The 25,087-nt window shown below is 66.8% G+C and carries 25 protein-coding genes and 1 pseudogene; 6 read left to right on the top strand and 20 right to left on the bottom strand.

Going from position 1 to position 25,087, the window contains the following annotated elements; all coding sequences use genetic code 11:
• Nucleotides 1–2 precede the first annotated feature (2 nt).
• Nucleotides 3–1,466 (top strand): DUF1501 domain-containing protein, encoded by a 1,464-nt coding sequence (locus tag AVHM3334_RS16610; protein WP_284414085.1) that lies wholly within the window; start codon nucleotides 3–5, stop codon nucleotides 1,464–1,466.
• Nucleotides 1,467–1,492: 26 nt separating this feature from the next.
• On the opposite strand, the gene AVHM3334_RS16605 is transcribed toward AVHM3334_RS16610, so the two are convergent.
• The 8 genes from AVHM3334_RS16605 to uvrA form a co-directional block, all read right to left on the bottom strand.
• On the bottom strand, nucleotides 1,493–1,894 hold the full coding sequence (locus AVHM3334_RS16605; protein ID WP_502869929.1) for a hypothetical protein: 402 nt from the start codon (nucleotides 1,892–1,894) through the stop codon (nucleotides 1,493–1,495).
• Nucleotides 1,895–1,909: 15 nt separating this feature from the next.
• A complete protein-coding gene (locus AVHM3334_RS16600; protein ID WP_284414083.1) occupies nucleotides 1,910–2,350 on the bottom strand; it encodes a hypothetical protein in 441 nt (146 codons plus the stop codon).
• The gene (locus AVHM3334_RS16595; protein WP_284414172.1) at nucleotides 2,308–2,709 is read right to left on the bottom strand and encodes a hypothetical protein; all 402 of its coding nucleotides are present in this window, start codon (nucleotides 2,707–2,709) and stop codon (nucleotides 2,308–2,310) included. The genes AVHM3334_RS16600 and AVHM3334_RS16595 overlap by 43 nt, the downstream gene beginning before the upstream one ends.
• 93 nt (nucleotides 2,710–2,802) lie before the next feature.
• Nucleotides 2,803–3,207 carry a hypothetical protein gene (locus tag AVHM3334_RS16590; protein WP_284414080.1) on the bottom strand — a complete coding sequence of 135 codons (405 nt, stop codon included), beginning with the start codon at nucleotides 3,205–3,207 and terminating at the stop codon, nucleotides 2,803–2,805.
• A complete protein-coding gene (locus tag AVHM3334_RS16585; RefSeq protein ID WP_284414078.1) occupies nucleotides 3,204–3,671 on the bottom strand; it encodes a hypothetical protein in 468 nt (155 codons plus the stop codon). The genes AVHM3334_RS16590 and AVHM3334_RS16585 overlap by 4 nt, the downstream gene beginning before the upstream one ends.
• Nucleotides 3,668–4,072, bottom strand: coding sequence for a hypothetical protein (locus tag AVHM3334_RS16580; protein ID WP_284414076.1), 405 nt, complete (start codon nucleotides 4,070–4,072; stop codon nucleotides 3,668–3,670). Before AVHM3334_RS16580 ends, AVHM3334_RS16585 begins: the two co-directional genes overlap by 4 nt.
• Nucleotides 4,072–4,965, bottom strand: coding sequence for a DUF6402 family protein (locus AVHM3334_RS16575; RefSeq protein WP_284414074.1), 894 nt, complete (start codon nucleotides 4,963–4,965; stop codon nucleotides 4,072–4,074). Before AVHM3334_RS16575 ends, AVHM3334_RS16580 begins: the two co-directional genes overlap by 1 nt.
• A gap of 117 nt (nucleotides 4,966–5,082) precedes the next feature.
• Nucleotides 5,083–8,175 (bottom strand): excinuclease ABC subunit UvrA, encoded by a 3,093-nt coding sequence (gene uvrA / locus AVHM3334_RS16570; RefSeq protein WP_502869928.1) that lies wholly within the window; start codon nucleotides 8,173–8,175, stop codon nucleotides 5,083–5,085.
• 362 nt (nucleotides 8,176–8,537) lie between these two features.
• Between uvrA and AVHM3334_RS16565 the strand changes: the two genes are divergently transcribed.
• A complete protein-coding gene (locus tag AVHM3334_RS16565; RefSeq protein ID WP_284414168.1) occupies nucleotides 8,538–9,734 on the top strand; it encodes an MFS transporter in 1,197 nt (398 codons plus the stop codon).
• 45 nt (nucleotides 9,735–9,779) lie between these two features.
• Here the strand turns inward: AVHM3334_RS16565 and AVHM3334_RS16560 are convergent, their stop codons facing one another.
• Both AVHM3334_RS16560 and AVHM3334_RS16555 read right to left on the bottom strand, forming a co-directional pair.
• A complete protein-coding gene (locus AVHM3334_RS16560) occupies nucleotides 9,780–10,508 on the bottom strand; it encodes an aspartate/glutamate racemase family protein (RefSeq protein WP_284414072.1) in 729 nt (242 codons plus the stop codon).
• A 12-nt stretch (nucleotides 10,509–10,520) separates the two neighbouring features.
• Nucleotides 10,521–10,670: pseudogene (locus AVHM3334_RS16555) on the bottom strand (amino acid ABC transporter substrate-binding protein); the annotation flags it as partial.
• On the opposite strand from AVHM3334_RS16555, the gene AVHM3334_RS16550 reads away from it, so the two are divergent.
• Nucleotides 10,660–10,932 carry a hypothetical protein gene (locus AVHM3334_RS16550; RefSeq protein WP_502869927.1) on the top strand — a complete coding sequence of 91 codons (273 nt, stop codon included), beginning with the start codon at nucleotides 10,660–10,662 and terminating at the stop codon, nucleotides 10,930–10,932. The pseudogene AVHM3334_RS16555 and the gene AVHM3334_RS16550 sit on opposite strands and share 11 nt — an antisense overlap.
• A 28-nt stretch (nucleotides 10,933–10,960) precedes the next feature.
• Here AVHM3334_RS16550 and leuA read toward each other — a convergent pair whose 3' ends face one another.
• Nucleotides 10,961–12,685: a 2-isopropylmalate synthase gene (gene leuA / locus AVHM3334_RS16545; protein ID WP_284414070.1), complete on the bottom strand. Its 1,725-nt coding sequence runs from the start codon at nucleotides 12,683–12,685 to the stop codon at nucleotides 10,961–10,963.
• A gap of 430 nt (nucleotides 12,686–13,115) precedes the next feature.
• Between leuA and AVHM3334_RS16540 the strand changes: the two genes are divergently transcribed.
• A complete protein-coding gene (locus AVHM3334_RS16540) occupies nucleotides 13,116–14,270 on the top strand; it encodes an ABC transporter substrate-binding protein (protein ID WP_284414068.1) in 1,155 nt (384 codons plus the stop codon).
• A 43-nt stretch (nucleotides 14,271–14,313) separates the two neighbouring features.
• Here AVHM3334_RS16540 and AVHM3334_RS16535 read toward each other — a convergent pair whose 3' ends face one another.
• The 8 genes from AVHM3334_RS16535 to dinG form a co-directional block, all read right to left on the bottom strand.
• On the bottom strand, nucleotides 14,314–14,949 hold the full coding sequence (locus tag AVHM3334_RS16535; protein WP_284414066.1) for a 3'-5' exonuclease: 636 nt from the start codon (nucleotides 14,947–14,949) through the stop codon (nucleotides 14,314–14,316).
• Nucleotides 14,950–15,073: 124 nt separating this feature from the next.
• Complete coding sequence (locus AVHM3334_RS16530; protein ID WP_284414064.1) at nucleotides 15,074–16,309, bottom strand: extracellular catalytic domain type 1 short-chain-length polyhydroxyalkanoate depolymerase; 1,236 nt, start codon at nucleotides 16,307–16,309, stop codon at nucleotides 15,074–15,076.
• Between the two features lie 172 nt (nucleotides 16,310–16,481).
• Nucleotides 16,482–16,901 (bottom strand): ribbon-helix-helix domain-containing protein, encoded by a 420-nt coding sequence (locus AVHM3334_RS16525; protein WP_284414062.1) that lies wholly within the window; start codon nucleotides 16,899–16,901, stop codon nucleotides 16,482–16,484.
• 128 nt (nucleotides 16,902–17,029) lie between these two features.
• Nucleotides 17,030–17,233 (bottom strand): hypothetical protein, encoded by a 204-nt coding sequence (locus AVHM3334_RS16520; protein ID WP_284414060.1) that lies wholly within the window; start codon nucleotides 17,231–17,233, stop codon nucleotides 17,030–17,032.
• Between the two features lie 54 nt (nucleotides 17,234–17,287).
• The gene (locus tag AVHM3334_RS16515; RefSeq protein WP_284414058.1) at nucleotides 17,288–17,797 is read right to left on the bottom strand and encodes a pyridoxamine 5'-phosphate oxidase family protein; all 510 of its coding nucleotides are present in this window, start codon (nucleotides 17,795–17,797) and stop codon (nucleotides 17,288–17,290) included.
• A gap of 145 nt (nucleotides 17,798–17,942) precedes the next feature.
• Nucleotides 17,943–18,380, bottom strand: a complete 438-nt coding sequence (locus AVHM3334_RS16510) for a MarR family winged helix-turn-helix transcriptional regulator (RefSeq protein ID WP_284414056.1) — start codon at nucleotides 18,378–18,380, stop codon at nucleotides 17,943–17,945.
• 108 nt (nucleotides 18,381–18,488) lie between these two features.
• Nucleotides 18,489–19,499, bottom strand: a complete 1,011-nt coding sequence (locus AVHM3334_RS16505; RefSeq protein WP_284414055.1) for an alpha/beta hydrolase — start codon at nucleotides 19,497–19,499, stop codon at nucleotides 18,489–18,491.
• 291 nt (nucleotides 19,500–19,790) lie between these two features.
• Nucleotides 19,791–21,989 (bottom strand): ATP-dependent DNA helicase DinG, encoded by a 2,199-nt coding sequence (gene dinG, locus AVHM3334_RS16500; protein ID WP_284414166.1) that lies wholly within the window; start codon nucleotides 21,987–21,989, stop codon nucleotides 19,791–19,793.
• 85 nt (nucleotides 21,990–22,074) lie between these two features.
• Here dinG and AVHM3334_RS16495 point away from each other — a divergent pair, with 85 nt between their 5' ends.
• A complete protein-coding gene (locus AVHM3334_RS16495) occupies nucleotides 22,075–22,557 on the top strand; it encodes an OsmC family protein (RefSeq protein ID WP_284414053.1) in 483 nt (160 codons plus the stop codon).
• Nucleotides 22,558–22,771: 214 nt separating this feature from the next.
• Nucleotides 22,772–23,050 (top strand): hypothetical protein, encoded by a 279-nt coding sequence (locus AVHM3334_RS16490; protein ID WP_284414051.1) that lies wholly within the window; start codon nucleotides 22,772–22,774, stop codon nucleotides 23,048–23,050.
• A gap of 46 nt (nucleotides 23,051–23,096) precedes the next feature.
• On the opposite strand, the gene AVHM3334_RS16485 is transcribed toward AVHM3334_RS16490, so the two are convergent.
• Nucleotides 23,097–24,548: a homoserine dehydrogenase gene (locus tag AVHM3334_RS16485; protein WP_284414049.1), complete on the bottom strand. Its 1,452-nt coding sequence runs from the start codon at nucleotides 24,546–24,548 to the stop codon at nucleotides 23,097–23,099.
• Nucleotides 24,549–25,087: the final 539 nt, after the last annotated feature.

Here is a 25,087-nt window from a genome sequence, read left to right as displayed (position 1 = left end):
CCATGCCCACGAACACATCCACCCCGTTCATCGACCCGGCCCGCCACACGCGCCGCGCCTTCCTGCGGCGCTCGGCCCAGCTGGCCGCCACCGGCACCGCGTTGCCGTTCGCCCTCAACCTCGCCGCGCTGGGCGAGGCCGCAGCGTTCGAAGCCAACGACTACAAGGCGCTGGTGTGCGTCTTTCTGTATGGCGGCAACGACTACGCCAACACCGTCGTGCCCTACGACGGCACGCGCTACGCCCAATACGCCGCCATCCGGGGCGGCGGTGCGGACGGCGCCGCGGGCGGCATCGCACTCGGGCGCGGTGCTCTGAGCAACACCGTGCTGCAGCCGGCCAGCGCACTCGCAGGCGGCCTGCAGTACGCGCTGCACCCTTCCATGACCGGCATGGCCGGCCTGTTCAACAGCGGGCGCGCGGCCGTGCAGCTGAACGTGGGCCCGCTGGTGGTGCCGCTCACGCGGGCCCAGTACGCCAGCGCCGACCGCCGCAGCTACCCGCTGCCCCCGAAGCTCTTCTCGCACAACGACCAGCAGTCGGTGTGGCAATCGCAGGGCGCCGAAGGCTCCACCGTGGGCTGGGGCGGCAACCTGGGCGACCTCGCCCTGTCGGCCAACACCAACTCGCTGTTCACCTGCATCTCGGCCAGCGGCAACGCGGTGTTCCTCTCGGGCGACCAGGCGCTGCAGTACCAGATCAGCACCAGCGGCGCCGTGCCCATCAACGGGGTCAAGAACAACGTCTATGGCTCCAGCGCCGTGCGCGGCGCGCTGAGCGAGCTGGTGCAGGCCGCCAGCACCCACGCGATGGAGGCCGAATACGCGCGCGTGACGCAGCGCTCCATCGGCTCGGAGGGGCAGATCTCCGCCGCGCTGGCGGGCACGGGCGTGTCCACCGCGTTCCCCACCGGCAACCCGCTGGCCGATCAGCTCAAGGTGGTGGCGCGGCTGATCGCCGCGCGCGGCGCGCTGGGCACGCGGCGGCAGGTGTTCTTCGTGTCGCTGGGCGGGTTCGACCTGCACGACAACCTGGTCTCGGGCCAGGCCGTGCTGATGGACCGCGTGAGCAGCGCCATGACCGCGTTCTACAACGCCACCGTTGAGCTGGGCGTGGCCGACAAGGTAACCGCGTTCACCGCATCGGACTTCGGCCGCACGCTCACATCGAACGGCGACGGCTCCGACCACGGCTGGGGCAGCCACCACTTCGTGGTCGGCGGCGCGGTGCGTGGCGCGGCCTTCTACGGCACGCCGCCGCCCGTCAGCGTGGGCAATGGCAGCGGCAGCGAAGACCAGTGGCATGTGGGCCAGGGCCGCCTGCTGCCCAGCACGGCGGTGGACCAGTACGCGGCCACGATGGCGCGGTGGTTCGGGGTGGCTGGCACGGAGATGGCAGGCGTGCTGCCAAGGCTGGGGAATTTCGGGGGGGCGGCGTATCCGGTGAATCTGGGGTTCTTGGGGTGATGGGTGGCGCTGTGGATTAGCAAGCGTCAGTTGTGGGGGCAATCCGGTGGCCGTGTCGGGTCCGTGCATTCGGAGGGGACGTTTTCAAAAAGCACGTCGCGCCCCACGCGCACTCTCTTCATGTCCATCGGCGGGTCCAGATACCAGTAGGTTTCGCCATTCAGCCATAGATCGACCACACTGCTTTCACCCAGCAAAGTTTTGAAATCCACGCGGTACAGCCGCACCACGTAAGGCATCTTGTAATCGTGGTGAAAGACGCGCTGGAGGATCGATGCTTTGTGGAACTCCAGTCGGTAAACCCGGTGCGGACTGTTCTCGCTGTCGAAAAAAGTCGGTGTTGAGGCATGCCAAACGAAAGCGGCAAGGGCTGCCAGGCCTGCCCCCCATCCGAGGGTGGTTTTCCTGATTTTCACAGACTCGTTCACGGCGCAAGCGCTTCATCAAGGCTTGGCAGGGCACCCACTGGCAAGCGGTGGGGCGCCGCATTCCGAGGGAATGCCCTCAAACACCACTTCATTGCCTACGTACACCTTGTTGGTGGCGACTGGTGGATCGAGATGCCAGTCGAACTGCCCTCCGCCTTGAAGGTCAACGACTTCACTTTCTCGCAACAGCGTTTTGGGCGAAACGCGATATAGCCGGACGACGAAAGGCATCCTGAAGTCGTAGTGGACGATGCGCTGCAGGATCGAGGCCTGATGGAACTCAAGGCGATAGATTTCATGAGGACTGTTGTAGCTATAAAGGAACGCAGGGGAAGTGGCGCGCCACCCCAAAACAACACAACCGGCCAGCACCAGGCACCACACGACACACGGGATTTTTTTCAACGAGCGCATCAAGGCTTGGGACAACTGACCAGCGGTGACGCAGGTGTGCATTCCGCCGGGATTTTTTCAAACACGACATCCCTGCCGACGCGCACTTCATTCCGGTCCATCGAAGAATTCAGATACCACGTGATTTCGCCGTTCAGCCAGAGATCGACCACCCCGCTTTCACCCAGCAGCGTCTTGGGCTCAATCTTGTACAAGCGCACGACATAAGGCATCTTGAAATCGAGATGAGCGATTCTTTGCAAGAGAGATGCTTTATGGAACTCCAGCCGGTAAACGCGATGAGGGCTGTTTTCGCTGTCGAAAAAAGTGGGCGTCGCCGCGTACCAAACCAGAAAAACCAGCGCATTCAATGCAAGGCACCAAACGATACAAGGGACTTTACGAAGACCTGACAGTTTCATCACCATTCCAGCTTGATTGGAAAGGAAGGCTCACACGGCACACATCGGACAGGACGATGAAGTCGATGAATTCATCACCGCTGCGGCGATGGTTTATTGCTGCTGCTCACAGATGCGTAGGGGAGACGGCGGCGCGCACTCGGACCGAAGTTTTTCGAACCGCACGTCCTTCCCGACACGCACATGGTTGTCGTCTCCCGGCGAGTTAACGCTCCAGACGATGGCATCGTTGCGCCAAAGGTCAGCCACCGGGCTGGCCCCCAACAACGCCTGGGAATCGGAATGGTAGAGACGGACTACAGAAGGCCTCTTTGAATCCAGGTGCTGCACACGCAGCCACCAGGATGCATCGAAGATTTCCAGCCGATAGGTATGCAAAGGACTGTTGTAGCGGTTGTAGAGCGTTGGCGTAGACACGTACCACGCCAGAAACAGCGCAGCGTTCAACGTCAGGCACCAGACGATGCAAGGGACTTTGTTCCAAGCGAAGTGCTTCATCGTGATTTCGTTTCTGGCCGGTTCAGACAGCTCGGGGGCGGTGCCTGGGTGGGGCATTCAGAGGGTATGTTTTCAAACAGCACGCCATGGCCTGCATACACCTCATTGAAATCGAGCGGAGGGGCGGTATGCCAACTGATGCTGCCATTGCCCGCGCTCATATCAACGACCTGGCTTTCGGCCAGTAACGCACTGGGTTCCACCCTGTACAGCCGCACGACAGCGGGCATTCCGAAGTCGTAGTGGATGATTCTCTGGAGGATCGAGGCGTTGTAAACATCCACGCGGTAGGTCATGTGCGGGCTGTTGTCGCTGTACGCAAAGGTGGGGGTTGAGAGGTAACAAGCGATGGCAAAGAGGGCCGCCACTGATAAGCCTCCGACGAGACACAAGACTCTTTTGAAAAAGGGCTTTTCCCCATCTATCCGATATGAAATCATGACGCTGGCATTGATCTGCTTCACTGCTTGGCAGGGCAATCGGGAGGCAGCGTTGGGTCCGTGCATTCGGAAGGAATGTCTTTAAAGAACACATCCCGCCCTACGTAAACTTTGTTAGTGGCTACCGGTGCATCCAAGTGCCAACTGGTCTCGCCATTCATCCAGAGATCGACCACTTCGCTTTCACCGAGCAATGTCCTGGAATTGACCCGGTAGAGACGCACCACATAAGGCATCTTGTAGTCGTAATGGATGACACGCTGAACGATCGATGCCTTGTAGAACTCAAGGCGGTAAACGCGGTGAGGACTGTTCTCACTGTCGAAGAAAGTGGGGGTCGCCGCGTACCAGACCAAAAAAATAATTGCATTTAGTGCAAGGCACCAAACGATACAAGGCACTTTACGAAGATCTGACAGTTTCATCACCATTCCAGCTTGATCGGAAAAGGAAGACGCACACGGTACACATCGGACAGGACGATGAAGTCGCCACCCCGCCCATGCTTTGCGCGCCATTTGCGAAAGTCTTCGTTCTGCACAAGGTAAGTGTGACTACGCGCTTTGGCCTCGCTCTCATGTGACCATTGCTCAGAAATTGAAACCTGCCCGCCTGGTGGATGCACGCGGCTGACACCGTCGTATCCCCAGAAGCCCAATGGCTGGGATAGGAAAACCCGGTCTCCGTCGCTGAAGTCGTAAGAGTCGCGCAAATAAAAGCCCAGTTCGTCGATTGCGACTGCGGTTCTACCCGTCCCTTGTCGGGTGACCCATCCTGAAACGGCCACCTTGAGGGTAGCCTCGCCCATGGCTCCGTATAGATCATCCAGAGGATCGCTCATCTGGCCAAAGGTGATGAAATTCACTTGGCAAGTCTCATCCAGCATTTTTGCGGGTTGCGCAAGATGGCCCAGCCTCCAACCTTGCGGGCTTCGAATCCCAATCCAATCGTCCACACGCTTTTGCAACTGACGAAGGCCAGCGGGAGTGGCCCAATTCACTTGCAGCTTGGCCAACGCAGCACGCACGCGAGCAAAGCCCAGCGCCCATCCCATGGTCACGGCACCTTCTTCCAATTGCAGGCTGCCAAGCGTCGTTGCCTTGTAAGGAGCACGCCCTTGTTTCATGTACTCAGGCATCTCATACCCTGCCCCCCGAAACCACCGCTCCATCAACGCCGCCGCCACCGGCCACCCCATCCGCGAGCGCATCACGCCCGGGATGTCATCCAGTTGAAAGAGCCGCACCTTGGGCGGCAGTTTTTTCTCCAGTTGCGCCCGCAGGCGCTCCTGGTCCACTTGGACCATCCCCTTGTTCATGGGACCTCCCCGTTCCGTCTTCGGTTGTTTTTAGAACTGCGGATTCTGGGGGTGAAAGCCGGCGTACGGCGCGGGTCAGGGCAACTTCTTTGCCACCAAAAGTAACGTAACCATCGATCAGTCCTGCACCATGGACGGCAGGTATCGCGCCAGGTAGCGCCCGGTGTGGCTGGCCGGGTTGGCCGCCAGGTCTTCGGGGGTGCCCTCGCCCACCACGCTGCCGCCGCCTGCGCCGCCCTCGGGGCCCATGTCGATGATCCAGTCGGCGGTCTTGATGACGTCCAGGTTGTGCTCGATCACGACGATGGTGTTGCCCGCGTCGCGCAACTGGTGCAGCACCTTGAGCAGCAGGTCGATGTCGGCGAAGTGCAGGCCGGTGGTGGGCTCGTCGAGGATGTAGAGCGTGCGGCCGGTGTCGCGCTTGCTCAATTCCTGCGCCAGCTTCACGCGCTGGGCTTCGCCGCCCGAGAGCGTGGTGGCGGCCTGCCCCAGGCGGATGTACGACAGGCCCACGTCCAGCAGCGTCTGCAGCTTGCGGGCTATTGTTGGCACGTCCTTGAAGAACGCGAAGGCGTCTTCCACCGTGAGGTCGAGGATCTGCGCGATGTTCTTGCCCTTCCACAGCACTTCGAGCGTTTCGCGGTTGTAGCGCTGGCCGTGGCAGATGTCGCAGGGCACGTACACGTCGGGCAGAAAGTGCATCTCCACCTTCACCACGCCGTCGCCCTGGCAGGCCTCGCAGCGGCCGCCGGCCACGTTGAAGGAAAAACGCCCGGGCCCGTAGCCGCGCTCCTTGGCGGTGTTCACCTCGGCCATCAGTTCGCGGATGGGCGTGAACAGGCCGGTGTAGGTGGCGGGGTTGCTGCGCGGGGTGCGGCCGATGGGGCTTTGGTCGACGTTGATGACCTTGTCGAAATACTCCATGCCTTCGATGGCTTCGTGCGGCGCGGGCTCGTCGTGCGCGCGGTAGAGCTGGCGCGCCACGGCGGCGTACAGCGTGTCGTTGACGAGCGTGCTCTTGCCGGAGCCGGAGACGCCGGTCACGCAGGTGAGCAGGCCCACGGGAAACTCCACGCTCACGTTCTGCAGGCTGTGGCCCGTGGCGCCGACCACGCGCAGGGCCTGCAGCCGGCCCTGGGTGGCCCGGTGCTCGGCCTGGCGCTCGGCGCGCTGCTCCGCACGGCGTTTGCTGGCCTCGGTTTCGGGAAAGCGCGATTTGCCTTTCCTGGCCGGCTCCGGCGCTGCCACGGTGTCGGCCATCACGGGCAGCCACGGCGTGCGGCGGGCCGGCACGGCGATGCCCAGGGTGCCCGACAGGTATTGCCCGGTGAGCGATTCGGGATGGTCGCGCACCTGGTCGTAGGTGCCCTGCGCCATCACGCGCCCGCCATGCACGCCGGCGCCGGGGCCCATGTCGATCACATGGTCGGCGGCGCGCATCATGTCTTCGTCGTGCTCGACCACGATCACGCTGTTGCCGATGTCGCGCAGGTGCTGCAAGGTGGCGATCAGGCGGTCGTTGTCGCGCTGGTGCAGGCCGATGCTGGGCTCGTCGAGCACGTACATCACGCCGGTCAGGCCCGAGCCGATCTGGCTGGCCAGGCGGATGCGCTGGGCCTCGCCGCCCGAGAGCGTCTCGGCGCTGCGGTCCAGGCTGAGATAGTTCAGCCCCACGTCGTTGAGGAACGTGAGGCGCGTGCCGATCTCGCGCACCACCTTGTCGGCGATCTCGGCCTTGGCGCCCGCGAGCTTGAGGTGGGAGAACCAGTCGTGCGCGTCGGCCAGCGTGGCGTGGCTCACCTCGTAGATGGCGCGGGCCTGTTCGCCCTCGCCCACCTTCACGTGGCGCGCCTCCAGCCGCAGCCGCGCGCCGTGGCATTCGGGGCAGGGCTGGGTGCTGCGGTAGCGGGTGAGCTCTTCGCGCACGACGACCGAGTCGGTCTCGCGGTAGCGCCGCGCCATGTTGGGCAGGATGCCTTCGAAAGGGTGCTTCTTGACGACGGCCTTGCCCTTGTTCGCCCCGCTGTCCAGCACGTAGTTGAAGGCGATCTCCTCCTCGCCCGAGCCGTACAGCACGGCCTGCTGCACCGGCGGGGGCAGCGATTCGTAGGGTGCCTCCACATTGAAGCGGTAGTGCTTGGCCAGGCTCTCCAGCATGGCGAAGTAGTAGCCGTTGCGCCGGTCCCAGCCCTTGATGGCACCGCTGGCCAGGCTCAAGGACGGAAAGGCCACCACGCGCGCCGGATCGAACACCTCCTGCTGCCCGATGCCGTCGCAGGCCGGGCAGGCGCCCATGGGCGAGTTGAACGAGAACAGGCGCGGCTCCAGCTCGGCCAGCGAGTAGCTGCACACGGGGCAGGCGAACTTGCTGGAAAAGAGGTGCTCCTGGCCGCCATCCATCTCCAGCGCCAGCACGCGGCCGTTGCCTTCCACGCCGCCCACGCGCAGGGCCGCCTCGACGCTTTCGGCCAGGCGCTGCTGCATCTCGGCGCGCACTTTCAGGCGGTCGATCACCACGTCCACATCGTGCTTTTCGGTCTTCTTGAGCTGCGGCAGGCTTTCGTACTCGTAGATGGTGCCGTCCACCCGAAAGCGCACGTAGCCCAGCGCCTGCATCTGCGCGAAGAGTTCGGTGAACTCGCCCTTCTTGTCGCGCGCGACCGGGGCCAGCACCATGAGGCGGGTGTCCTCGGGCAGGGCCAGCACGGCGTCCACCATCTGGCTCACGGTCTGGGCGGCCAGCGGCAGGCCGTGGTAGGGGCAGTAAGGCGTGCCGGCGCGCGCATACAGCAGGCGCAGATAGTCGTGAATCTCGGTCACCGTGCCCACGGTGGAGCGTGGGTTGTGGCTGGTGGCCTTCTGCTCGATGGAGATCGCCGGCGACAGGCCCTCGATCAAATCGACGTCGGGCTTGTCCAGCCGGCCCAGGAACTGCCGCGCATAGGCCGACAGGCTCTCCACATAGCGGCGCTGGCCCTCGGCATAGAGCGTGTCGAACGCCAGGCTGGACTTGCCCGAGCCCGACAGCCCGGTGATCACCACCAGCTGGTTGCGCGGGATGTCCAGGTCGATGTTCTTGAGGTTGTGCGTGCGCGCCCCGCGGATGCTGATGCGCGCCTGCTGCAGGGCGGCGCCGAGGTAGCGGCCTGCGGCCGGGGCCGCAGGGGCGTCGCCATCGTCGGCGGGCCGGGAGGAAGGGGAGTGGTTCACGGTGGGCGCGGCTCAGGGCAGGGAAACCCACCATGATAGGCCACGCCTTCCCGCGCAGGCCATCCGCAGGGCAACCCGGTTCCCTCCGCCCGGCCGTGGGCTGGCCGAAAAGCCAATCACTCCTAATTTGATAGCAATCAGGGCAATGAATTCGGCGGCATGAAGGTCTTTTCGACCTGAAATATCAAAAACCGCTTCGCCCGGCCGGCAATGGCTGCGCGGCGGCACCGGTCCCGGCCTGCGGGCGATGGGCGAGAATCGCGGCTTTGCGCCAAGCCCTCAGCGCACCCACCGTGCCGGATTCCTCCACCCACCTCTCAGTCCCAGGCGCCACCGCTGCGCCACCGTCCAACACCACCGCCATGACGCCACTGGAGCGCCGCTCCAGCCTGGCGCTGGCGCTGATCTTCGCGCTGCGCATGCTGGGGTTGTTCCTCGTGCTGCCGGTGTTCGCGCTCGAAGCGCGCAAATACCCGGGCGGCGACGATCCCGCGCTCGTCGGCCTGGCCATGGGCATCTACGGCCTCACGCAGGCGGTGCTGCAGCTGCCGCTGGGCATGGCGTCCGACCGCTTCGGGCGCAAGCGCGTGATCGTGCTGGGCCTGGCCGTGTTCGCCGCCGGCAGCTTGATGGCGGCCCTGGCCGACTCCCTCACCGGGCTGCTGGCCGGCCGTGCGCTGCAGGGCGCGGGCGCGGTGTCCGCCGCCGTGACGGCGTTGCTGGCCGACCAGACGCGCGACGCGGTGCGCACCAAGGCCATGGCGCTGGTGGGCGGCAGCATCGGGCTGATGTTCGCCGTGGCGCTCGTCGCGGCCCCCCTGCTGGCCGCGCACATCGGGCTGGCGGGCCTGTTCGGGCTGACCTGCGCGCTGGCGCTGGGCGGCATCGCCGTGGTGCTGTGGGTGGTACCGCCCGAGCCCGCGCGCCATGCCGATGCCCCGCGCGGGCGCCTGGCCGAGGTGTGGCGCCATGCCGACCTGCTGCGGCTGAACCTGGGCGTGTTCGTGCTGCACACGGTGCAGATGGCCATGTGGGTGGCCGTGCCCGCGCTGCTGGTGCAGGCGGGTTTGCCCAAGGCCGGGCACTGGCAGGTGTACCTGCCCGCGGTGGTGCTGTCGTTCGCCATGATGGGCGGGCTGTTCGCGCTGGAACGGCGCGGTTATCTGCGCGAAACGCTGCTGGCGGCCATCGGCATGGTGCTGCTGGTGCAGATGGGCCTGGGCGGCGTGGCCGCGGCCGGCGCCACGCCCGCGCTGTGGGCGCTGGGGCTGCTGCTGTTCGTGTTCTTTTGCGGCTTCAACGCGCTGGAGGCCAGCCAGCCCAGCCTGGTCTCGCGCATGGCGCCGCCGCACCTGCGCGGCGCGGCCCTGGGCACCTACAACACGCTGCAGTCGCTGGGCCTGTTCGCCGGGGGCGCCCTGGGCGGCGCGCTGGCGAAGTGGGCCGGCCCGCCACAGCTCTTTGCCGTGACGGCGCTGCTGTGCGCGGTGTGGCTGGCCGCCAGCTGGGGCCTGCGGCCGGTGGGCCGGCAGGCGGCCGGGGTTCCGGCAGGGCACTGAGCGCGCGCCGGCACCCCGGCCGACCGTCGCGCTTTTTTTGCCCTTTCAGCCCAGCCGCTGGCGCAGCCGCGCAACGGCGCTGTGCACGGTGGTGAACACCGGCAGCCCCGTGGCCGCCTCGCATGCCTGCCGGGCGCGCGCCATGCTGAATTGCGCGAGCGCGATGCGGCGGCAGCCCTGCGCCTGCAGCGCCCTCGCCTGTTCGGCGATGAGCCGGTCGTGCAGCGCCGCATCGCCCCGGTTCAGCGCGTCGAGCGCGCCGACGGCCAGCGCCGTGCGCAGCGCCACGTGCGCGGGGAACTCCGGCGGCATCGATTCCAGCGTGGGCGCGAAGGTGGCGATCAGGCCCACGGCACCGTCCCCGGCACTGGGCACTGCCGCCTGCGCGATGTCGTCCACCATGGCCTCGTTGGGCTTGAGCACCGGCAGCCCGGCGTGCCGGCGCGCCACCGCCTCGATGCATGGCCCGAAGGCCGAGCAGGTGAACAGCAGCGCCTGCGCGCCCGTGCCCACGGCGTAGTCCGCCAGTTGCAGGAACCGCTCGTGCATGGCCGCGTCCAGCCCGGCACCCGAGCGCGCCAGGTCGGCCGAGAGGCTGTCGTCCAGCAGGTTCATGCGCAGCGCATCGGGCCACTGGGCTTCGAAGGCGGCGTTGATGGGCGCCACCGAGTGGGACAGGGCGTGGATCAGCGCGATGCGGGCAGGTGGGGTGGCGGTGGCGGTGGCGGTGGCGGTGGCGGTGGCGGTGGCGGTGGCGGTGGCGGTGGCGATCATGGCGGCAGCGGCTCAAATGCCTTGGGAGCTGGGGTTCTGGAATGCATCGCGCGTCTCGGCATTCAGCGGGTAGCGGATGTTGATGTTCTTGGGCGGAATGGGCGACATGAACCAGCGCTGGTACAGCGCCTCCATCTCGCCGGACCGCATCATGGCACCGACCATGAGCGAGGTGGTGGCCCTGACCGACAGCGAAGCCTCGCCGCTGTCGCTGCTCGCGCAGGAGACGGTGCTGTTCGCCACGCAGAGCCCGTCGTTCTTTCCCTCGATCGCCGCCGCCACGGCGGTGTCGGAATCGTTGCTGGAATTACTGGCCAGCCGCGCGGGGGCGCCGGGCATCGAGCGCATCGAGGCGGCCGGGCAGCATCTGGTGCGCTCGGGCGCCTACCTGCAGCCAGTCACCCTGCGCAAGCCGGGCGGCTGACTGCCCACCCTGCGCCGGGCGCCAGGCTTCAGGCGGCCGTCGGGGCGGCCGTCGGGGCGGCTTGGGATGCGGCCGGGGTTGTACCAGTCACCACCTGACGGCGCTGCACCAGCCGGTTCGCCGCGCTCACCACCGCATGCACCGACGCCGTGACGATGTTGTGGTGCAGCCCCACGCCGAAGGTCGCGCCGGGCACGCCGTCCAGGGCTGCCTCCACGATGGCCAGGGCCTGTGCATCGGCGCCGGAGCCGGTCGCACGCTCCTCGTAGCCATGCACGCGCAGCGGCAGGCCCAGGGCGTCCACCGTGGCGTCGATCGGGCCGTTGCCCTGGCCCTGCAGGGTCTGGCGCGCGCCGTCGATGGTCACGTCCAACTCGATGCCGCGGCCGTCGTCGGCCAGCCGGTGGGCATGGCACACGATGGCGCCGGGCACGCCTGCGGAGGTTTCGAGGTAGGTGGCCTGGAACAGCGACCACAGCGTGGCGCCGGTCATCTCGGTCTCGCTGGCGTCGGTCTGGCGCTGCACCACGGCACTGAACTCCACCTGCATGCGGCGCGGCATGACCACGCCGCGTTCGCGCTCCAGCAGGAAGGCGATGCCGCCCTTGCCCGACTGGCTGTTGACGCGGATCACGCTGTCGTAGGTGCGGCCGAGGTCCGCAGGGTCGATGGGCAGATAAGGCACCTGCCACAGGCCCTCGGGGTCATGGGCAGCAAAGCCCTTTTTGATCGCGTCCTGGTGCGAGCCGGAGAACGAGGTGAACACCAGGTCGCCCACGTACGGATGGCGCGGGTGCACGGGCAGCGCGGTGCATTCCTCGGCCACCCGCGCCACGGCGTTGATGTCGGAAAAGTCGAGCCCCGGATGCACGCCCTGCGTGTAGAGGTTGAGCGCCACCGTCACCACGTCGAGGTTGCCGCTGCGCTCGCCATTGCCGAAAAGGCAGCCTTCCACGCGCTGCGCGCCGGCCATCATCGCCAGCTCGGCCGCAGCCACGCCCGTACCGCGGTCGTTGTGCGGGTGCACCGAAAGCACGATGTGCTCGCGCGGGCTCAGGCGCCGGTGCATCCACTCGATCTGGTCGGCAAACACGTTGGGCGTGGCGTTTTCCACCGTGGTGGGCAGGTTGATGATGATTTCGCGACCCGGGCCCACGCCCCAGGCGGCGATGGCGGTCTGGCAGGCTTCGAGCGAGACTTCCAGCTCGGTCGCGCTGAAGGTCTCGGGCGAATACTGCAGCGTCCAGCGGGTTTCGGGCTGGGCATCGGTCAGGCGCTTGAGGTGCGAAACATGCTGCTCGATGAACGCCATCACCTGCGTCACGTTCATGCCGAACACCACGCGCCGCCACACGGGCGCAGTGGCGTTGTACAGGTGCACGATGGCGCGTGGCGCGCCGCGCACGGCCTCGACGGTGCGCTCGATCAAGTCGGCGCGCGATTGCGTCATGACCATCAGGGTCACATCGTCGGGCACCAGGTTCTCGTCGATGAGGCGGCGCACGAAGTCGTAGTCGGTCTGCGACGCGGCAGGGAAACCCACCTCGATTTCCTTGAAGCCGATGCGCACCAGCTCTTGGAACAGCTTCATCTTGCACTCGCCGTTCATCGGCTCGAACAGTGCCTGGTTGCCGTCGCGCAGGTCGGTGGACAACCAGACGGGCGCGCGGGTGATGGTCTGGGAAGGCCAGGTGCGGTCAGCCAATGCGATGGGAGCGATGGGCTGGTACTTGGTAGCGGGCTTGGAAATCATGAGAGGCTCCACGAACAGTGTGTGCCGTGCTGCGAGGCAGCGGATAGGGCACGGGTCGAATCAACGGTGAACGGTGAACGACATCCCCTGCAGCCCTCCACCATGGGTGGAGGCTGGTTCGCGGGCCGGGGTCAGGGGGAAATCGGTGGTTGCGCTTTTAGGCAACGGTGATGGCGAACGCAGGCAGACCCCGGCCAGGTACTAGACCTAGCGATAGCGGGGATAGCAGCAGATTGCGTTGCATAGCGGCAAATCCTAGCACAGGAGTGATGAAAGGCTCAAAACGGTAAAAACTGCCGGGGAAAGTGATTAACAATGGGTCTTACATTTCGCACGCTTTTGCAATTTGGCGCGTGTTCGGTCTTCGCAGTCGATCCGTCCCGGCGCCCTGGCGCCTTCGTTCTTGCCCGCCTCCACAGGAGCACGTTCCATGAAACGCCGTGTATTCACCACCCGCCTGAGCGCCTCGCTCGCACTCCCGTGGATCGGCTCTGCCGCCCGCGCGGCCTCTCCGGTCGTCATCGGCATGGTGGCGCCGCTCACCGGAGGCAATGCGGCCGAAGTCGGCAAGCAGGTCGTACTGGGTGTGGAGTCTTACTTTGCGGATGCGCAAAAAACGCAGGCCTTTTCCGGCCTCGACGTGAAGTTCGTCGTGGAAGACGACGAATTCAAGCCCGAAAAGACGGTCGCCGGCGCGCGCAAGCTGCTGGGCATGAAGCCGGCCGCGCTGATTTCGTTCGCCACGAGCAACACCCAGGCGTTGATCGACGCCAAGCTGCCGCAGGACCAAGCCGTGCCGCTGTTTCCCACGCGGTCGGGCTCTCAGGTGATCCGCGAACCGGTCAACCCCTTCGTGTTCCATGTGCGCGCCGGCTACAGCACCGAGTTGACCAAGCTGGTGGCGCAGATGGGCGATGCCATCGGCATGACCAAGTTCGCAGCGCTCTACCAGAACGATGCGTATGGCCAGAAAGGCCTGGAGGCGCTCACGGCCGCGCTGTCGAAACGCAAGCTCGCGCTGGTGGCGAAGGAACCCTACGAGCGCACGACGTCGGACGTCCAGCCCGCGGTGGCGGCACTGCTCAAGGCCGATGCACAGGTCATCGTGATGGTGGCCGGACAGGCCGCAGGCAGCGCATTCGTGAAGGCATATCGCGCAGCCGGCGGGCATGCCCAGATGGTGGGCATCTCCGACCTGGACCCGGTGAAGCTGGTGGATGCGGTGGGAGCGGAGAACGCCCGTGGCGTGGGCATGACGCAAGTGTTTCCGGCCCTCACCAACCAGTCGATCCCGGTCGTGCGCGAGTTCCGGCAGGTCATGCAGGCCGCCCAGCAAAGCGCCAGCATCGCTTCGCTCGCCGCCTTCGAAGGCTTTCTGGTGGCCAAGACCATCGGCCAGGGCCTCAAAGCCGTGCCGCGCAGCGGCAATGGGGGCGTGGATGGCCGCACGCTGGCCGAGACGCTGTCACGCCTGCCGCGCATCGATCTGGGCGGCTACGAGTTGTCGTTCCTGAACAACCGGCGCGAGGGCAGCCTGTTCACGGAAATCGCCATCCTGGACGGCTTCGGCCGCGCGCGCTACTGACCGTTTTTTCAAGCCGCTGCGGCCACTCCTGCGGGCGGAGCGCTCAAGCGGTTGCCGTGGTTTGCATCGCCGCACCGCCGTATTGGGCGAACCATTTGCCCAGCGCGGGCTTGGCGCAGCGCTGCAGCGCCATGAGCAATGAATGCGCGGGATCGGCCACGCCCCAGCGGGTGCGCAGGTCATGCTGGATGCGGCCCAGCAACGCGGCCGCCATCTCCGCGTCGGCCAGCGCCCGGTGGGCCCGCTCCGCACGGGGCAGGTCCAGGTGGCCGACGATGCTGCCCAGCTTGTGGCTGGGCGCTTCCGGGTACAGCCGCCGCGACAGCAGCACCGTGCAGGCGAACGCATGCGGGGCCGGAAGGTCCACGCACTGCAATTCGGCCGCCCAGAACTTGCTGTCGAACGATGCGTTGTGCGCCACCATGGGCGTGTCGCCCACGAAGCGCGCGGCCTCGCCCATCACCTGCGCCGCATCCGGCGCGGCCGCCACCATTGCGTTGGTGATGCCTGTCAACTGCGTGATGAAGGGCGGAATCCACGCGCCGGTTTTCATCAGGCTTTGGAAGCGGTCCACCACCTGCCCGTTCTCCAGCAGCACGATGGCCACTTCGGTCGCCCGCGCGCCCTGGCCGGGCGAGACGCCCGTGGTTTCGAAGTCGATGACGGCGATGAGAGACATGGCGATGGGAGCGGACGGAGCTGGATTGGGGGCGGGCAAAAGGCAGGAGCCCGCATTTTCCGACAACCGCCCGTAATGGGCGCAGCGCTGTCTCCGCTTTATCCCGCTTTACCCGGCCTTGCCCTCAATCCACGCTGCGCGGGTGTTCCATAAAGAACCGCAGCATCTGCTCCGTGGCATTGACGCCGCGCGGATCGGTGTAGCTGCCCCGCGCATTGCCGCCGGCCCAGGCATGCCCCGCGCCGTGCAGCACCCAATGCTCGGCCACGACGGCACCCGAAGCGCTGGTTGAGCCACTGCCACCGCGGTACACCGTGCGCGTATAGGGCTGGCCCGTGGAACTGCGGCCCGATTCCACCTCGGGCCGGGCGCCGGGCGTGGATCGCAGCGCCGCCGCCAGCAACTGCTCGCCATTGCGCGCGTGCACGGTTTCGTCCGCATCCCCGTGGAACACGATGAGCGGCGTTGGCTGGGTGCTGCCGGGGCGCCCCGAGGGTGCCGAGCCAGCGGCGTTCTTGGCACCGCTCTTCATGGCCGACAGCGCGCCCATCACGTTGTGCGCCGCGCCGGCCTGCAGGCCCGAATGCACGCCGACCGCAGCGAACACATCGGGATATTCGCGGGCCAGCAGCGCGGCCATCGCGCCGCCAGCGGACAACCCGGCAACGTACACGCGCCGCTCGTCCACAGGGTGGCGCGCCATGGCGTCGCGCACCATCGCCACGAGCGTGGCGGGTTCGCCGTGGCCGCGTTGCTGGTCTTGCGGGCGAAACCAGTTCCAGCAGCCATGCGCGTTGGCGCCCTGCGCCTGCGCCGGGTACAGCACCAGCGCGTTGGCCGGCGCGGCCGCGGCATTCATGCCGGTGCCGGTGGCGAAGTCTTGCGGATTCTGGGTACAGCCGTGCAGCATCAGCACCAGCGGCATGGGCGTGCCTGCTGCGGCGCCGGGCGGCACGCTGAGGTAATAGTGGTCCTGCGGTGCGCCGGCAGCTCCCGAATAAGCCACGCGTGTGAAACTGCCCGGGGCTTGCGCCCCACGGCCGGACGGCGAAACCGCTGGCGACGCGGCGCTGCCAGCGGCTTCGGGCTGCACCGCACGAGCGACGATCACCGCGTCTTCCACATCGGAGGTGCCGATGGGACTGCTCCATGCGCTGGCTTGGCCCGTGGGCCTCTCGAAACGCGCGCGCCAGGCCCCTGCCGCGGATGCTGCCGCAGTGCTTGCGGGGGTCGGCGCGCCAGAGGGGCTTCGCCCGGCCAAGGCCTGCTGTATGGCGCGGGTTGCGTCGGCCAGTTGGCCGGTGCGCATCAAGGGAGTGACTTCGTTCAGAAGCTGCTTGACCTTCGTGTTCCAGTTCATGGAGAGTTCCTTGGGCAGTGGGCGGGCGCTCCGCCCTGCATGGGTGGGGGCACATTGCACGCCCTCAAAGCGCCATGTGCCCAGTACTTGGGTTTGTCTCCGACTTGACTTGGAACGCACCGCGAAGAAGCCGGTGCTGGATCGATCGCCCTTGGCCGTTTTTTGGAAGGCTTCAGCCGATGCGCCCCGCCAGCGCCGCCTTGACCGCGGCATTGGCATGAAATGCCCCGAGCACCTGCACCGACGCGATCGTGGCCTGGGCCAGCGCGGCGGGCACGTCGTCGTCAATGGTGCAAAGGCCGAGCACCTTGATGTCCAGCGTCTGCCCTGCGGCCTGCGTGGCTTGCAGGTCTGCGCGGCTGAGTCGCTGCAGCCCCAGCACCAGGGTCTTGCGCGCCACGACCTGTCGTACCGCTTCGGACTGGGCCGTGAGCTGGTTGCGAATGGCCGTGCGGATGAAATCGGTGCGGTTGGAATAGAAACCCTCGGACACCAGCAGGTCGATGTGGCCCAGGTCCACGAATCCCAGGTTGATGGTCACTTTTTCGGAATCGGGCACCTTCAAGCTTTTTTCAATCAATGTGCTATTCATAAAACATCCATTTACCATCCATATGGATGTTAAATGGATGGCATATGGAGTCTTTCAAGGGCTCGGCCGAAAAATAAAGGGCCCGAAGGCCCCTCGTCTTTCAAGCGGCGCCGAGGCCGCTGCGCGTATCAGCCAGCGCCCCGCCCACCGCCGCTGCCCGCCGAGCCCTGGCGCGACTGCACCTGGTTGCCGCTGCCGATGTGGGCGTCGCGGTCATGCCGGCTTTGTGGCGTGCGCTGGGCTTCGTTCTTCTGCGTGGGCTCTTGATCGCCCTGGCGGTCGTGGTCGTTTTCCACCTGGCCCTTGCCGGGCTCTTGCTTGTCGTTGGCCATGTTGTTTCTCCTTGCGAGTGAGGGAATCAATCGGATCGGCACGGTACGGGCACCTCAGGTGAGCGACAGTTCCTTGTGTTCGCCCATGTCCTTGGGCGGGTTGCCGGTCACGGCAGCCTTGGCCATCTTGAACAGCTGGGTCATCTTGCTTTCCTTGACGTCCCAGTATTCGGCGTGGTCGATGTGGATGGCCAGCAGCACGAGGTTCGGATCGTTCACGCCACCGGGGAACCAGGCCTTCGCCATGGGCGACCACAAGGCTTCTTTTTTCACCATGTCTTCGATGAAGCCGGCGGTGCCCGACAGCGAGACGTAGCTGTCTTTCTCGGGATTGGAATAGGTCACGTTGACCTGGCTGTCGGAGCGCAGGCGCTCGTACAGTTCGCCATTGCGCGGGATGAAGAAAAACAGCTGCGATTGCTCGTCGATGTCCTTGTTCTGGGTGGTCAGGGGATGGGCGTGCAGCATGCCCGTGGCGGCACGGTGGGTCAGCATGCCGAAACGGATGTCCTTGATCAGCCGCCACAAGGTGGCATGGGGGGAAGTGGTGTCGTCGTTGCTCATTGAAGTCTCCGGCGTGTGGCGTGGGATAGAGAATTCAATGTAGGCCGCCCGTGGCGGGCCTGCGGTCGGCTCGTGACGCGGCCCCCTGTGGGGGATGTCCGACAGCCGCAGCGCCCCGGCGCGGCGAAGCGGCGGTCGATGCCGCTCAGCCTTCGAGCCGCGTGCGCAATTCGACGAGCCCTTGCCGCAGGTCGGCCAAAGCCCCTTCGGACAAACCGCACAGGCCGGCGAACGTTGCGTTGACCTGCGTCGCTCTGGCACGCAGGTCACGGCCTGCCGGCGTGAGCACCAGTGCCAGGCTGCGTTCGTCCTTCGGGTCGCGCAGGCGCTGCAGCAACCCGTCGGACTCGAGCCGCTTCACGATGGGCGTGAGCGAGCCCGGGTCCAGGTGCAGTTGCTCCGCCAGCGACTTGAGCGTGATGCCGTCGCGCTCCCACAGGGCGAGCATGACGAGGTACTGCGGGTAGGTGAGGTCCAGGCTTTTGAGGAGCGGCTTGTAGGCCTGCATCATGGCCAGCGAGGTGGAATAGATGCTGAAGCACAACTGCCGGTCCAGTAACAGCGCGTCGTCGACCTTGCTCATCGGCTCTCCTTAAGAGCCGGCATCTTAACCAGCGGGCGCTGAGCGCCAAAAACGCCGTGCAGCAGGCGCGGCACGTGCCATCCGTGGATGCACGCGCCGCCCCCAACATCAGCGCAGATGCTTTTGCAGCTCGGCGCCGGCCTGGCCGAGCGCGGCGCGGGTCGCGGGAACCTGGGCCAGCACGTTCAGCAGGCCGAAGTCATGGATCATGCCGTTGTAGCGGGTGACGACCACGTTCACGCCAGCGGCGTCCAGTTGGCGGCCATAGGCTTCGCCTTCGTCGCGCAGCACGTCGAATTCGGCGGTCTGGATGAGCGCGGGCGGCAGGCCCTGCAGTTGGGCCACGCTGGCCTGCAGGGGCGAGGCGTAGGTTTCCTTGCGCTGGGCGGCATCGGTGGTGTAGTTGTCCCAGAACCACTTCATCATGTTGCGCGTGAGGAAGTAGCCGTTCTCGAACTGCTGGTACGAGGGGGTGTCGAAGTTCGCATCGGTCACCGGCCACAGCAGTGCCTGGAACCGGATCTTCGGCGTGCCCTTGTCCTTGGCCATCAGGCTCACCACTGCAGCCATGTTGCCCCCCACGCTGTTGCCGGCCACGGCCAGGCGGCTGCCGTCCACCTGGATCTGCCGGCCGTTCTCGGCCACCCAGCGGGTGGCGCCGTAGGCCTGGCGGATGGCCACGCCGTAGCCGGCTTCGGGCGATGGCGTGTAGTCCACATAGACCGCCACGGCGCCCGAGCTGACCACCAGGTCACGGATCAGCCGCTCATGCGTGGGAAAGTCGCCCAGCACCCAGCCGCCGCCATGGAAGAACATGAACGCAGGCAGCACGCCCTTGGCGCCCGCCGGCCGGACGATCTTCAAGCGGACTTCCTCGCCATCGACCTGGATGCGCTTTTCCGACACGTCGGCCGCAGGCAGGTCCACCCGGACGCTCGACTGGGCCCCGGTCAGCACGGCGCGTGCGTCCTTCGGGCTCAACTGCTCCAGCGGCTTGCCACCGCCCGCAGCGAGGGCGTTCAAAAACCCTTGCGTCGTGCGCTCGGGCTGCGCGGCAATGGCACCGTGGGCGGCCACGGCCAGGGCAGTGGTGGCGAAGAGTTTGGCAGCAACGTTCATGGCAAATCTTTCAATGGATGGATGGCTAATGATTAGCGTGACAACTATTTGGCATGATGTCACACGCCAACGCCTGGAAAACCGCCACGGCAGATCCCAAGGCCGGCGAATATTATCACGCTAACCAATTGTGTGCAATTTAATTAGCGCACTCACCGCACAGCAGCACCGTGGCGCGAACGGCCCCGTTGGTTTTTCCAGCACTGCGTCGTGCCGACGCCGCTGCGACCGTCACCGTGCGTCCTGCGCGCGCCGCAGTCCAGTCCCGCCTTGCGGTCCCCTTGCGGTCCCTTACCCGGCCGCCCGCCGCTCCAGCGCAAACGGCGGGAGCCCCTTCAGCAGCCGCTGCCCGTACGAGGTGCGCACCAGCCGCTTGTCGTAGCAGTAGACATGGGCGCGGTCTTCCTCGGTGCGGATGGCGCGGCCCACCCATTGGGCGAGGCGGATGGCCGTGGCCGGCACCACCAGTTCGCTGAACGGGTCGCGCCCTGCGGCGCGCAGCCATTCGGCGCGCGACTCGCCCACCGGATCGTCCGGCGGGGCGAACGGCAGCTTGGTGATGAAGAGCGATTCGCACAGCGCGCCGGGCAGATCCAGCCCCTCGCCGAACGACTGCATGCCGAAGATGATGGACGGGTCGCCATGGGCCACCCGCTCGCGGTGCCGCGCCAGCAGCTGGGTGCGCGGCAGCGCCGTCTGCACCAGCACGCTGCTGCGCATGGCGGTGGGCAGGGCATCCACCGCCTGGCGCATCTGGTCACGCGAGGTGAACAGCACCAGCGCGCCGGACTCGACCATGGCCAGGTCGGTCAGCAGCGCGTCCACCATCTCGGCGGTGAAGGCCTGCGCCTCGCGCGGGTCGGCCACGGTCTCGGTGGCGATCAGCGTGCCCTGCAGCGCGTAGTCGAACGGGCTGGGCACTTCCAGCGTGGTGACGGTCTCGTCGCCGAACAGGCCCGCTTCGCGCAGGAAGAAGTCGAACTGCCCGCAGCTCGTCAGCGTGGCCGAGGTGAGCACCGCCCCGCGCACGGCCGACCACAGGTGATTGCGCAAGGTATTGCCGGGCAGGATGGGGCTGGCATGCGCCTTCACGACGATGAAGTCGCCCTCCACTTCCAGCGTGAACCATTTGGCGGCCGGCACGGCGCCTTCGGGCGCGTCCTGCAGCAGCAACTGCGCGGTGGCGTGCACGCCCTCCAGCCGGGGCGCGAGCGCGCCGACCTGGGCATAGAGCGTGGACAGGCGACGCGCCTCGTCGGGCTTGTCGCGGATCTCGGCGCGCAGGGCCTTGGCGATGGCGCGCAGCGCGTTCAGAAAGCCCTCGGCGTGGTGCGCCATCTGGCCCAGCGGCTCCACCAGCGCCTCGGGCAGCACACCGCCGGTCACGCGGGCGCGCGTGGGCATGCCCGGCGCCTGCGGGCGTGCGCGGCCGCCCCAGGCGGGCTTGGGGGCACGCAGTTGCTCGCCGTACACGTCCATCACCAGGCGGGCGACATCCTGCAGCGCGGCACGCAGGCGCGCGGAATGGTTGGGAATGTCGGCGATCTCTTCGACCTCGACCAGCGCGCCGATGCGCAGCGCGCGGCTGGCCAGGCGGTCGATCCAGGTCAGGCGGGACAGGTCGGCCTCGCAGGCGAACTGGTCGAGCGCGGTGGCGGGAAGGTGGTGCGCCTCGTCCACCACCAGCAGGCAGTTGTCCAGCTCGGGCAGCAGCCGCGCGCCCAGCGAGGACAGCAGCAGGTCGTGGTTCGCCACGATGACCTGCGCGGCCACCAGCGCCTTGCGCCGGTCGTAATACGTGCACTGGCTGAAGGCCGGGCAGTGCTTGCCGGTGCAGGAGCTGGATTCGGCCGCCACCGGGCTCCATACCTCGGACTCGGGCGGAACCTCCAGGCTGTCGCGGTCGCCGTCCCAGGCGCCCTTGGCGAGCACGTCGGCCATGGTGGCGTAGAACTTCATGCGCGCCTCGGTTTCCTGGCGCGGGCGGGCGGCGCGGTGGCTGGCCTCTTCTTCGGCGAAAAGGTCTTCCTCTTCCGGCGAATGCGCCTCGCCCGTGCCGGCAAGGCGCTCCAGCTTGAGCTTGCACACGTAGCGCCCGCGCCCCTTGGCCAGGGCGAACTTGAAGGGCTGCTCCATGCGCGCGGCCAAGGCCGGCAGATCCTTGTTGACGAGCTGCTCCTGCAGCGCGACCGTGGCGGTGGAGATCAGCACCCGCGTGCCGCGCGAAATCGCCATGGCGATGGCCGGCACGCTGTAGGCCAGCGATTTGCCCACGCCCGTGCCGGCCTGCACGACGGCGATGGCCCGCTGGGGCGGCGGCGCCTCGCCGTCGGGGCCCTCTTCCACCTTGCCCAACTGCGCCAGGCTGAAGGTGTGCGCCACCTGCTCGGCCATGCGCCGCTGGCCGGCGCGGCTGCGAAAACCCTCGGTGGCACCGACCACCGCATCGAAAGACTGCAGGGCCTGCGCGGCCCATTCCTGTTGAGACATACAGTAGTGTGGCATGGCGCGGTCCCTAAACTGCGGGGCACCGCGTTCTTTCCCCTTCGACCGACCTATCGAAACGAGACCCTCCATGGCAGAACACCTGGCCTCCGTCACCTGGCAGCGCGGCAGCGATGCCTTCCTGGACCGCCGCTACCACCGCGCCCACCAATGGCAGTTCGACGGCGGGGCCACCGTGGCCGCGTCGTCCTCGCCCCACGTCGTGCCACTGCCGTATTCCGACGCCGCCGCGGTGGACCCGGAAGAAGCGTTCGTCGCGGCGCTGTCGAGCTGCCACATGCTGTGGTTTCTCGACTTGGCCTGCCGCGACGGGTGGCGTGTGGACAGCTACCAGGACGACGCTGTCGGCACCATGGCGCCCGACGACCAGGGCCGTCCCGTGGTCGCCCACGTGCAACTGCGCCCCGTCACCCGGTTCGATCCCGCGCACGCCCCCAGCCCGGCGCAACTGGAGGCGCTGCACCACCGCGCGCACGCGGCGTGCTTCCTGGCCAACTCGGTTCGCACGCGCATCGATTGCGAACCCGTGCTGCAACTCAGCGACGCGGGCTGACCGGCCACCCAGCGGCCTCACCAGACAAGCGCCACGAAATGCTATCTATTCAATAGCAATACACCGCCGTTTTTATTGCCGTGGAGGCCTGAAAGACCCGGCATCGCGCCAGCCGGCGACGGCTGTGCGCACCCGCCTACAGACGCTGCCGCAGGGCTTTTCTAGCATGGACCCACGCCGTTTCCGGCCGAGAACCATCCACAGGAGCCCCCCCATGTCCACGCCCCGCGATCCCCTTCCCACCGCACCCGTCCCCGAACGCAAAGAGCGGCGCATCGACACCACGCAACCGCATCCGGCCCCCGATGCCGAGACGAAAAACCTCGACACGCCCGAACCCCGCCTGCCGCACGAGCGTGACCAGGCCGTCGAAATGACCGGCGGCGAGCCCTCCGAAGAAATGCAGCAGGCCTACAAGGACGTACAGCGCGGCCTGCAGGACACGGACCGCGGCAAACCGGCGCACGACGCCTACCAAAAGCAAAAGCGCTGAACCAGCGCCCGGCCCGCGCCGCTGGCCCGTTCACTGCGGCCCCGCATCACTCCAGCATCTCCACCCGCAGCCGGACGGGCGCCTGAACGCACAGGCCCGGCACATCGCGCAGGCGCTCCAGCGCCGCCTGCACCTGCGCATCCGCAGCGGTGTGCGTGAGCACCAGCACATGGTCGATGGCTGCATCAGCCGCAGTAGCCGGTTCAGCCGCGCCATCCGCTGCCGGCACCGTGTGCAACTGCAGCGACTGCACCCCGATACCCGCCAGCGCGAGATGGCCAGCCACCTGATCCACCGCATCCGCACACCCCGCCGCCACCGGCACACGCAGGTAGTGCCGCGTGCGCACCTCGCCCATCGGCAGCACGGCCCGGTCGCGTTGCGCGTGCGGATGGAACGCCAGCGACGGCACGCGGTGGGCCGCGTTGCCATCCGCTGCCAGCCGCGCCACGTCCACCAGATCGGCGACCACGGCAGAAGCGGTGGGCTCCGAGCCCGCACCCGCGCCGTAGTACATCGTCACGCCGCAGGCATCGCCCTTCACCAGCACGGCGTTCATCGATCCGTCCACTTGCGCCAGCAGATGCCGGGCGGGCACCAGGGCCGGGTGCACGCGCAGCTCCACCGCCTGCGGCGCTTCGCCCCGCCCATCGCTGTCGGCCGGAACGCGCCGCGCCATGCCCAGCAGCTTGATGCGAAAGCCCAGGGTTTCAGCGCAGGCCACGTCGGTTGCCTGCAGCTTGCGGATGCCTTCGACATGCGCGTGTTCGAAGCGCACCGGCATGCCGAATGCATTGGCGGCGAGCAGCGTGGCCTTGTGCGCCGCATCCACGCCATCCACATCGAACGACGGGTCGGCTTCGGCGTAGCCCAGGGCCTGTGCCTGGGCAAGCGCCGTGTCGAAGTCCAGCCCCTCGTCGCGCATCTGGGTCAGGATGAAGTTGGTGGTGCCGTTGATGATGCCGGCCACCCATTCGATGCGGTTGGCCGTCAGGCCCTCGCGCAGCGCCTTGATGATGGGGATGCTCACCGCCACCGCGCCCTCGTAGGCCACCGCCACGCCCCGCCGCTGCGCCGCTGCGAAGATCTCGTTGCCGTGCACCGCCAGCAGCGCCTTGTTGGCCGTGACCACGTGCTTGCCGTGCGCGATGGCGGTGAGCACCCAGTCGCGCGCCGGGCCGGTGCCGCCCGCGGCCTCCACGACCACGTCCACGCCGGGATGGGTCGCCACGCGCAGCGGGTCGTCCGTGAGCTCCACGCCCTCGGCACCGTCCAGCACCTTCGCGGCGCGCGCCAGGTTGCGCGCCGCCACGGCCACGATCTCGATGCCCCGGCCTGCACGCCCTGCAATCAGGCCCTGGTTGCGGCGCAGCACCCGCCAGGTGCCAGCGCCCACCGTGCCAATGCCGATCATGCCCACGCGCAAGGGACGGGGCATGGCGGCGGGCGCAATGGCCTCGCCGACGGACAAGGGACTCAGGTGGGGATCGTTGAACATGCTCGCTCTCTCCAAAACAGGCCGTCGAAACAGCCAACAAAAAACCCAGCTGCCAGGCTGGGTTCGTTCGGGAGGGGAATGACACCAGGTGGCCGCCGGGACGGCCACCCTGCACCAAGGCTAGGTCGCCGCGGTGGTAATGGTGGTAATCATTCGAGCGTTCATCCGGGTCCGCGCGATGGCGGGCTGCACCACGTCGCAACCCTGACGGGCAGCGCGAGCAGCGGTGGAAACGGATGGACGGCAAGACATGGGAGGCGAGTGTACAGGAGCAAACGCACCACAATCAATTGCTATTAAATAAATAGCAATATGCCCTAGTGGATATTGCGGTGAAGGCCTTTTCGACTCGAAGCCTCTGCGCCTGCCACGGGTACCACAGCCCGGCGTGGGCACCCTCTTCGGCACCCGGCCTAGTGTTCTGTCCCGCTGATAAGTGAGCAAAGTCGATGCAGCTTTTCGAGCATCGAATCCGCGGTGGCGGTCCACCTGAAGGGTTGGCAGTTGGCGTTGTAGGCGGTGACGAAGTGGTCGATGCG

The sequence above is a fragment of the Acidovorax sp. SUPP3334 genome (assembly GCF_030159055.1).
Taxonomy (GTDB): domain Bacteria; phylum Pseudomonadota; class Gammaproteobacteria; order Burkholderiales; family Burkholderiaceae_C; genus Paracidovorax.
Note: the sequence above shows the minus strand (reverse complement) of the source record. Positions and strands in the feature narration are given on the sequence as shown.

Bases quoted from the DNA above. Each gene is read 5' to 3' on its own strand.
- AVHM3334_RS16575 (WP_284414074.1), bottom strand. From the start codon at position 4,965: ATGAACAAGGGGATGGTCCAAGTGGACCAGGAGCGCCTGCGGGCGCAA.
- AVHM3334_RS16530 (WP_284414064.1), bottom strand. From the start codon at position 16,309: ATGAACTGGAACACGAAGGTCAAGCAGCTTCTGAACGAAGTCACTCCC.
- AVHM3334_RS16540 (WP_284414068.1), top strand. From the start codon at position 13,116: ATGAAACGCCGTGTATTCACCACCCGCCTGAGCGCCTCGCTCGCACTC.
- AVHM3334_RS16505 (WP_284414055.1), bottom strand. From the start codon at position 19,499: ATGAACGTTGCTGCCAAACTCTTCGCCACCACTGCCCTGGCCGTGGCC.
- AVHM3334_RS16535 (WP_284414066.1), bottom strand. From the start codon at position 14,949: ATGTCTCTCATCGCCGTCATCGACTTCGAAACCACGGGCGTCTCGCCC.
- AVHM3334_RS16550 (WP_502869927.1), top strand. From the start codon at position 10,660: ATGGCACCGACCATGAGCGAGGTGGTGGCCCTGACCGACAGCGAAGCC.
- AVHM3334_RS16490 (WP_284414051.1), top strand. From the start codon at position 22,772: ATGTCCACGCCCCGCGATCCCCTTCCCACCGCACCCGTCCCCGAACGC.
- AVHM3334_RS16610 (WP_284414085.1), top strand. From the start codon at position 3: ATGCCCACGAACACATCCACCCCGTTCATCGACCCGGCCCGCCACACG.
- AVHM3334_RS16515 (WP_284414058.1), bottom strand. From the start codon at position 17,797: ATGAGCAACGACGACACCACTTCCCCCCATGCCACCTTGTGGCGGCTG.
- AVHM3334_RS16560 (WP_284414072.1), bottom strand. From the start codon at position 10,508: ATGATCGCCACCGCCACCGCCACCGCCACCGCCACCGCCACCGCCACC.
- AVHM3334_RS16510 (WP_284414056.1), bottom strand. From the start codon at position 18,380: ATGAGCAAGGTCGACGACGCGCTGTTACTGGACCGGCAGTTGTGCTTC.
- AVHM3334_RS16495 (WP_284414053.1), top strand. From the start codon at position 22,075: ATGGCAGAACACCTGGCCTCCGTCACCTGGCAGCGCGGCAGCGATGCC.
- AVHM3334_RS16520 (WP_284414060.1), bottom strand. From the start codon at position 17,233: ATGGCCAACGACAAGCAAGAGCCCGGCAAGGGCCAGGTGGAAAACGAC.
- AVHM3334_RS16600 (WP_284414083.1), bottom strand. From the start codon at position 2,350: ATGCACACCTGCGTCACCGCTGGTCAGTTGTCCCAAGCCTTGATGCGC.
- AVHM3334_RS16525 (WP_284414062.1), bottom strand. From the start codon at position 16,901: ATGAATAGCACATTGATTGAAAAAAGCTTGAAGGTGCCCGATTCCGAA.
- AVHM3334_RS16580 (WP_284414076.1), bottom strand. From the start codon at position 4,072: ATGAAACTGTCAGATCTTCGTAAAGTGCCTTGTATCGTTTGGTGCCTT.
- AVHM3334_RS16595 (WP_284414172.1), bottom strand. From the start codon at position 2,709: ATGAAACTGTCAGGTCTTCGTAAAGTCCCTTGTATCGTTTGGTGCCTT.
- AVHM3334_RS16590 (WP_284414080.1), bottom strand. From the start codon at position 3,207: ATGAAGCACTTCGCTTGGAACAAAGTCCCTTGCATCGTCTGGTGCCTG.
- AVHM3334_RS16485 (WP_284414049.1), bottom strand. From the start codon at position 24,548: ATGTTCAACGATCCCCACCTGAGTCCCTTGTCCGTCGGCGAGGCCATT.
- leuA (WP_284414070.1), bottom strand. From the start codon at position 12,685: ATGATTTCCAAGCCCGCTACCAAGTACCAGCCCATCGCTCCCATCGCA.
- dinG (WP_284414166.1), bottom strand. From the start codon at position 21,989: ATGTCTCAACAGGAATGGGCCGCGCAGGCCCTGCAGTCTTTCGATGCG.
- AVHM3334_RS16565 (WP_284414168.1), top strand. From the start codon at position 8,538: ATGACGCCACTGGAGCGCCGCTCCAGCCTGGCGCTGGCGCTGATCTTC.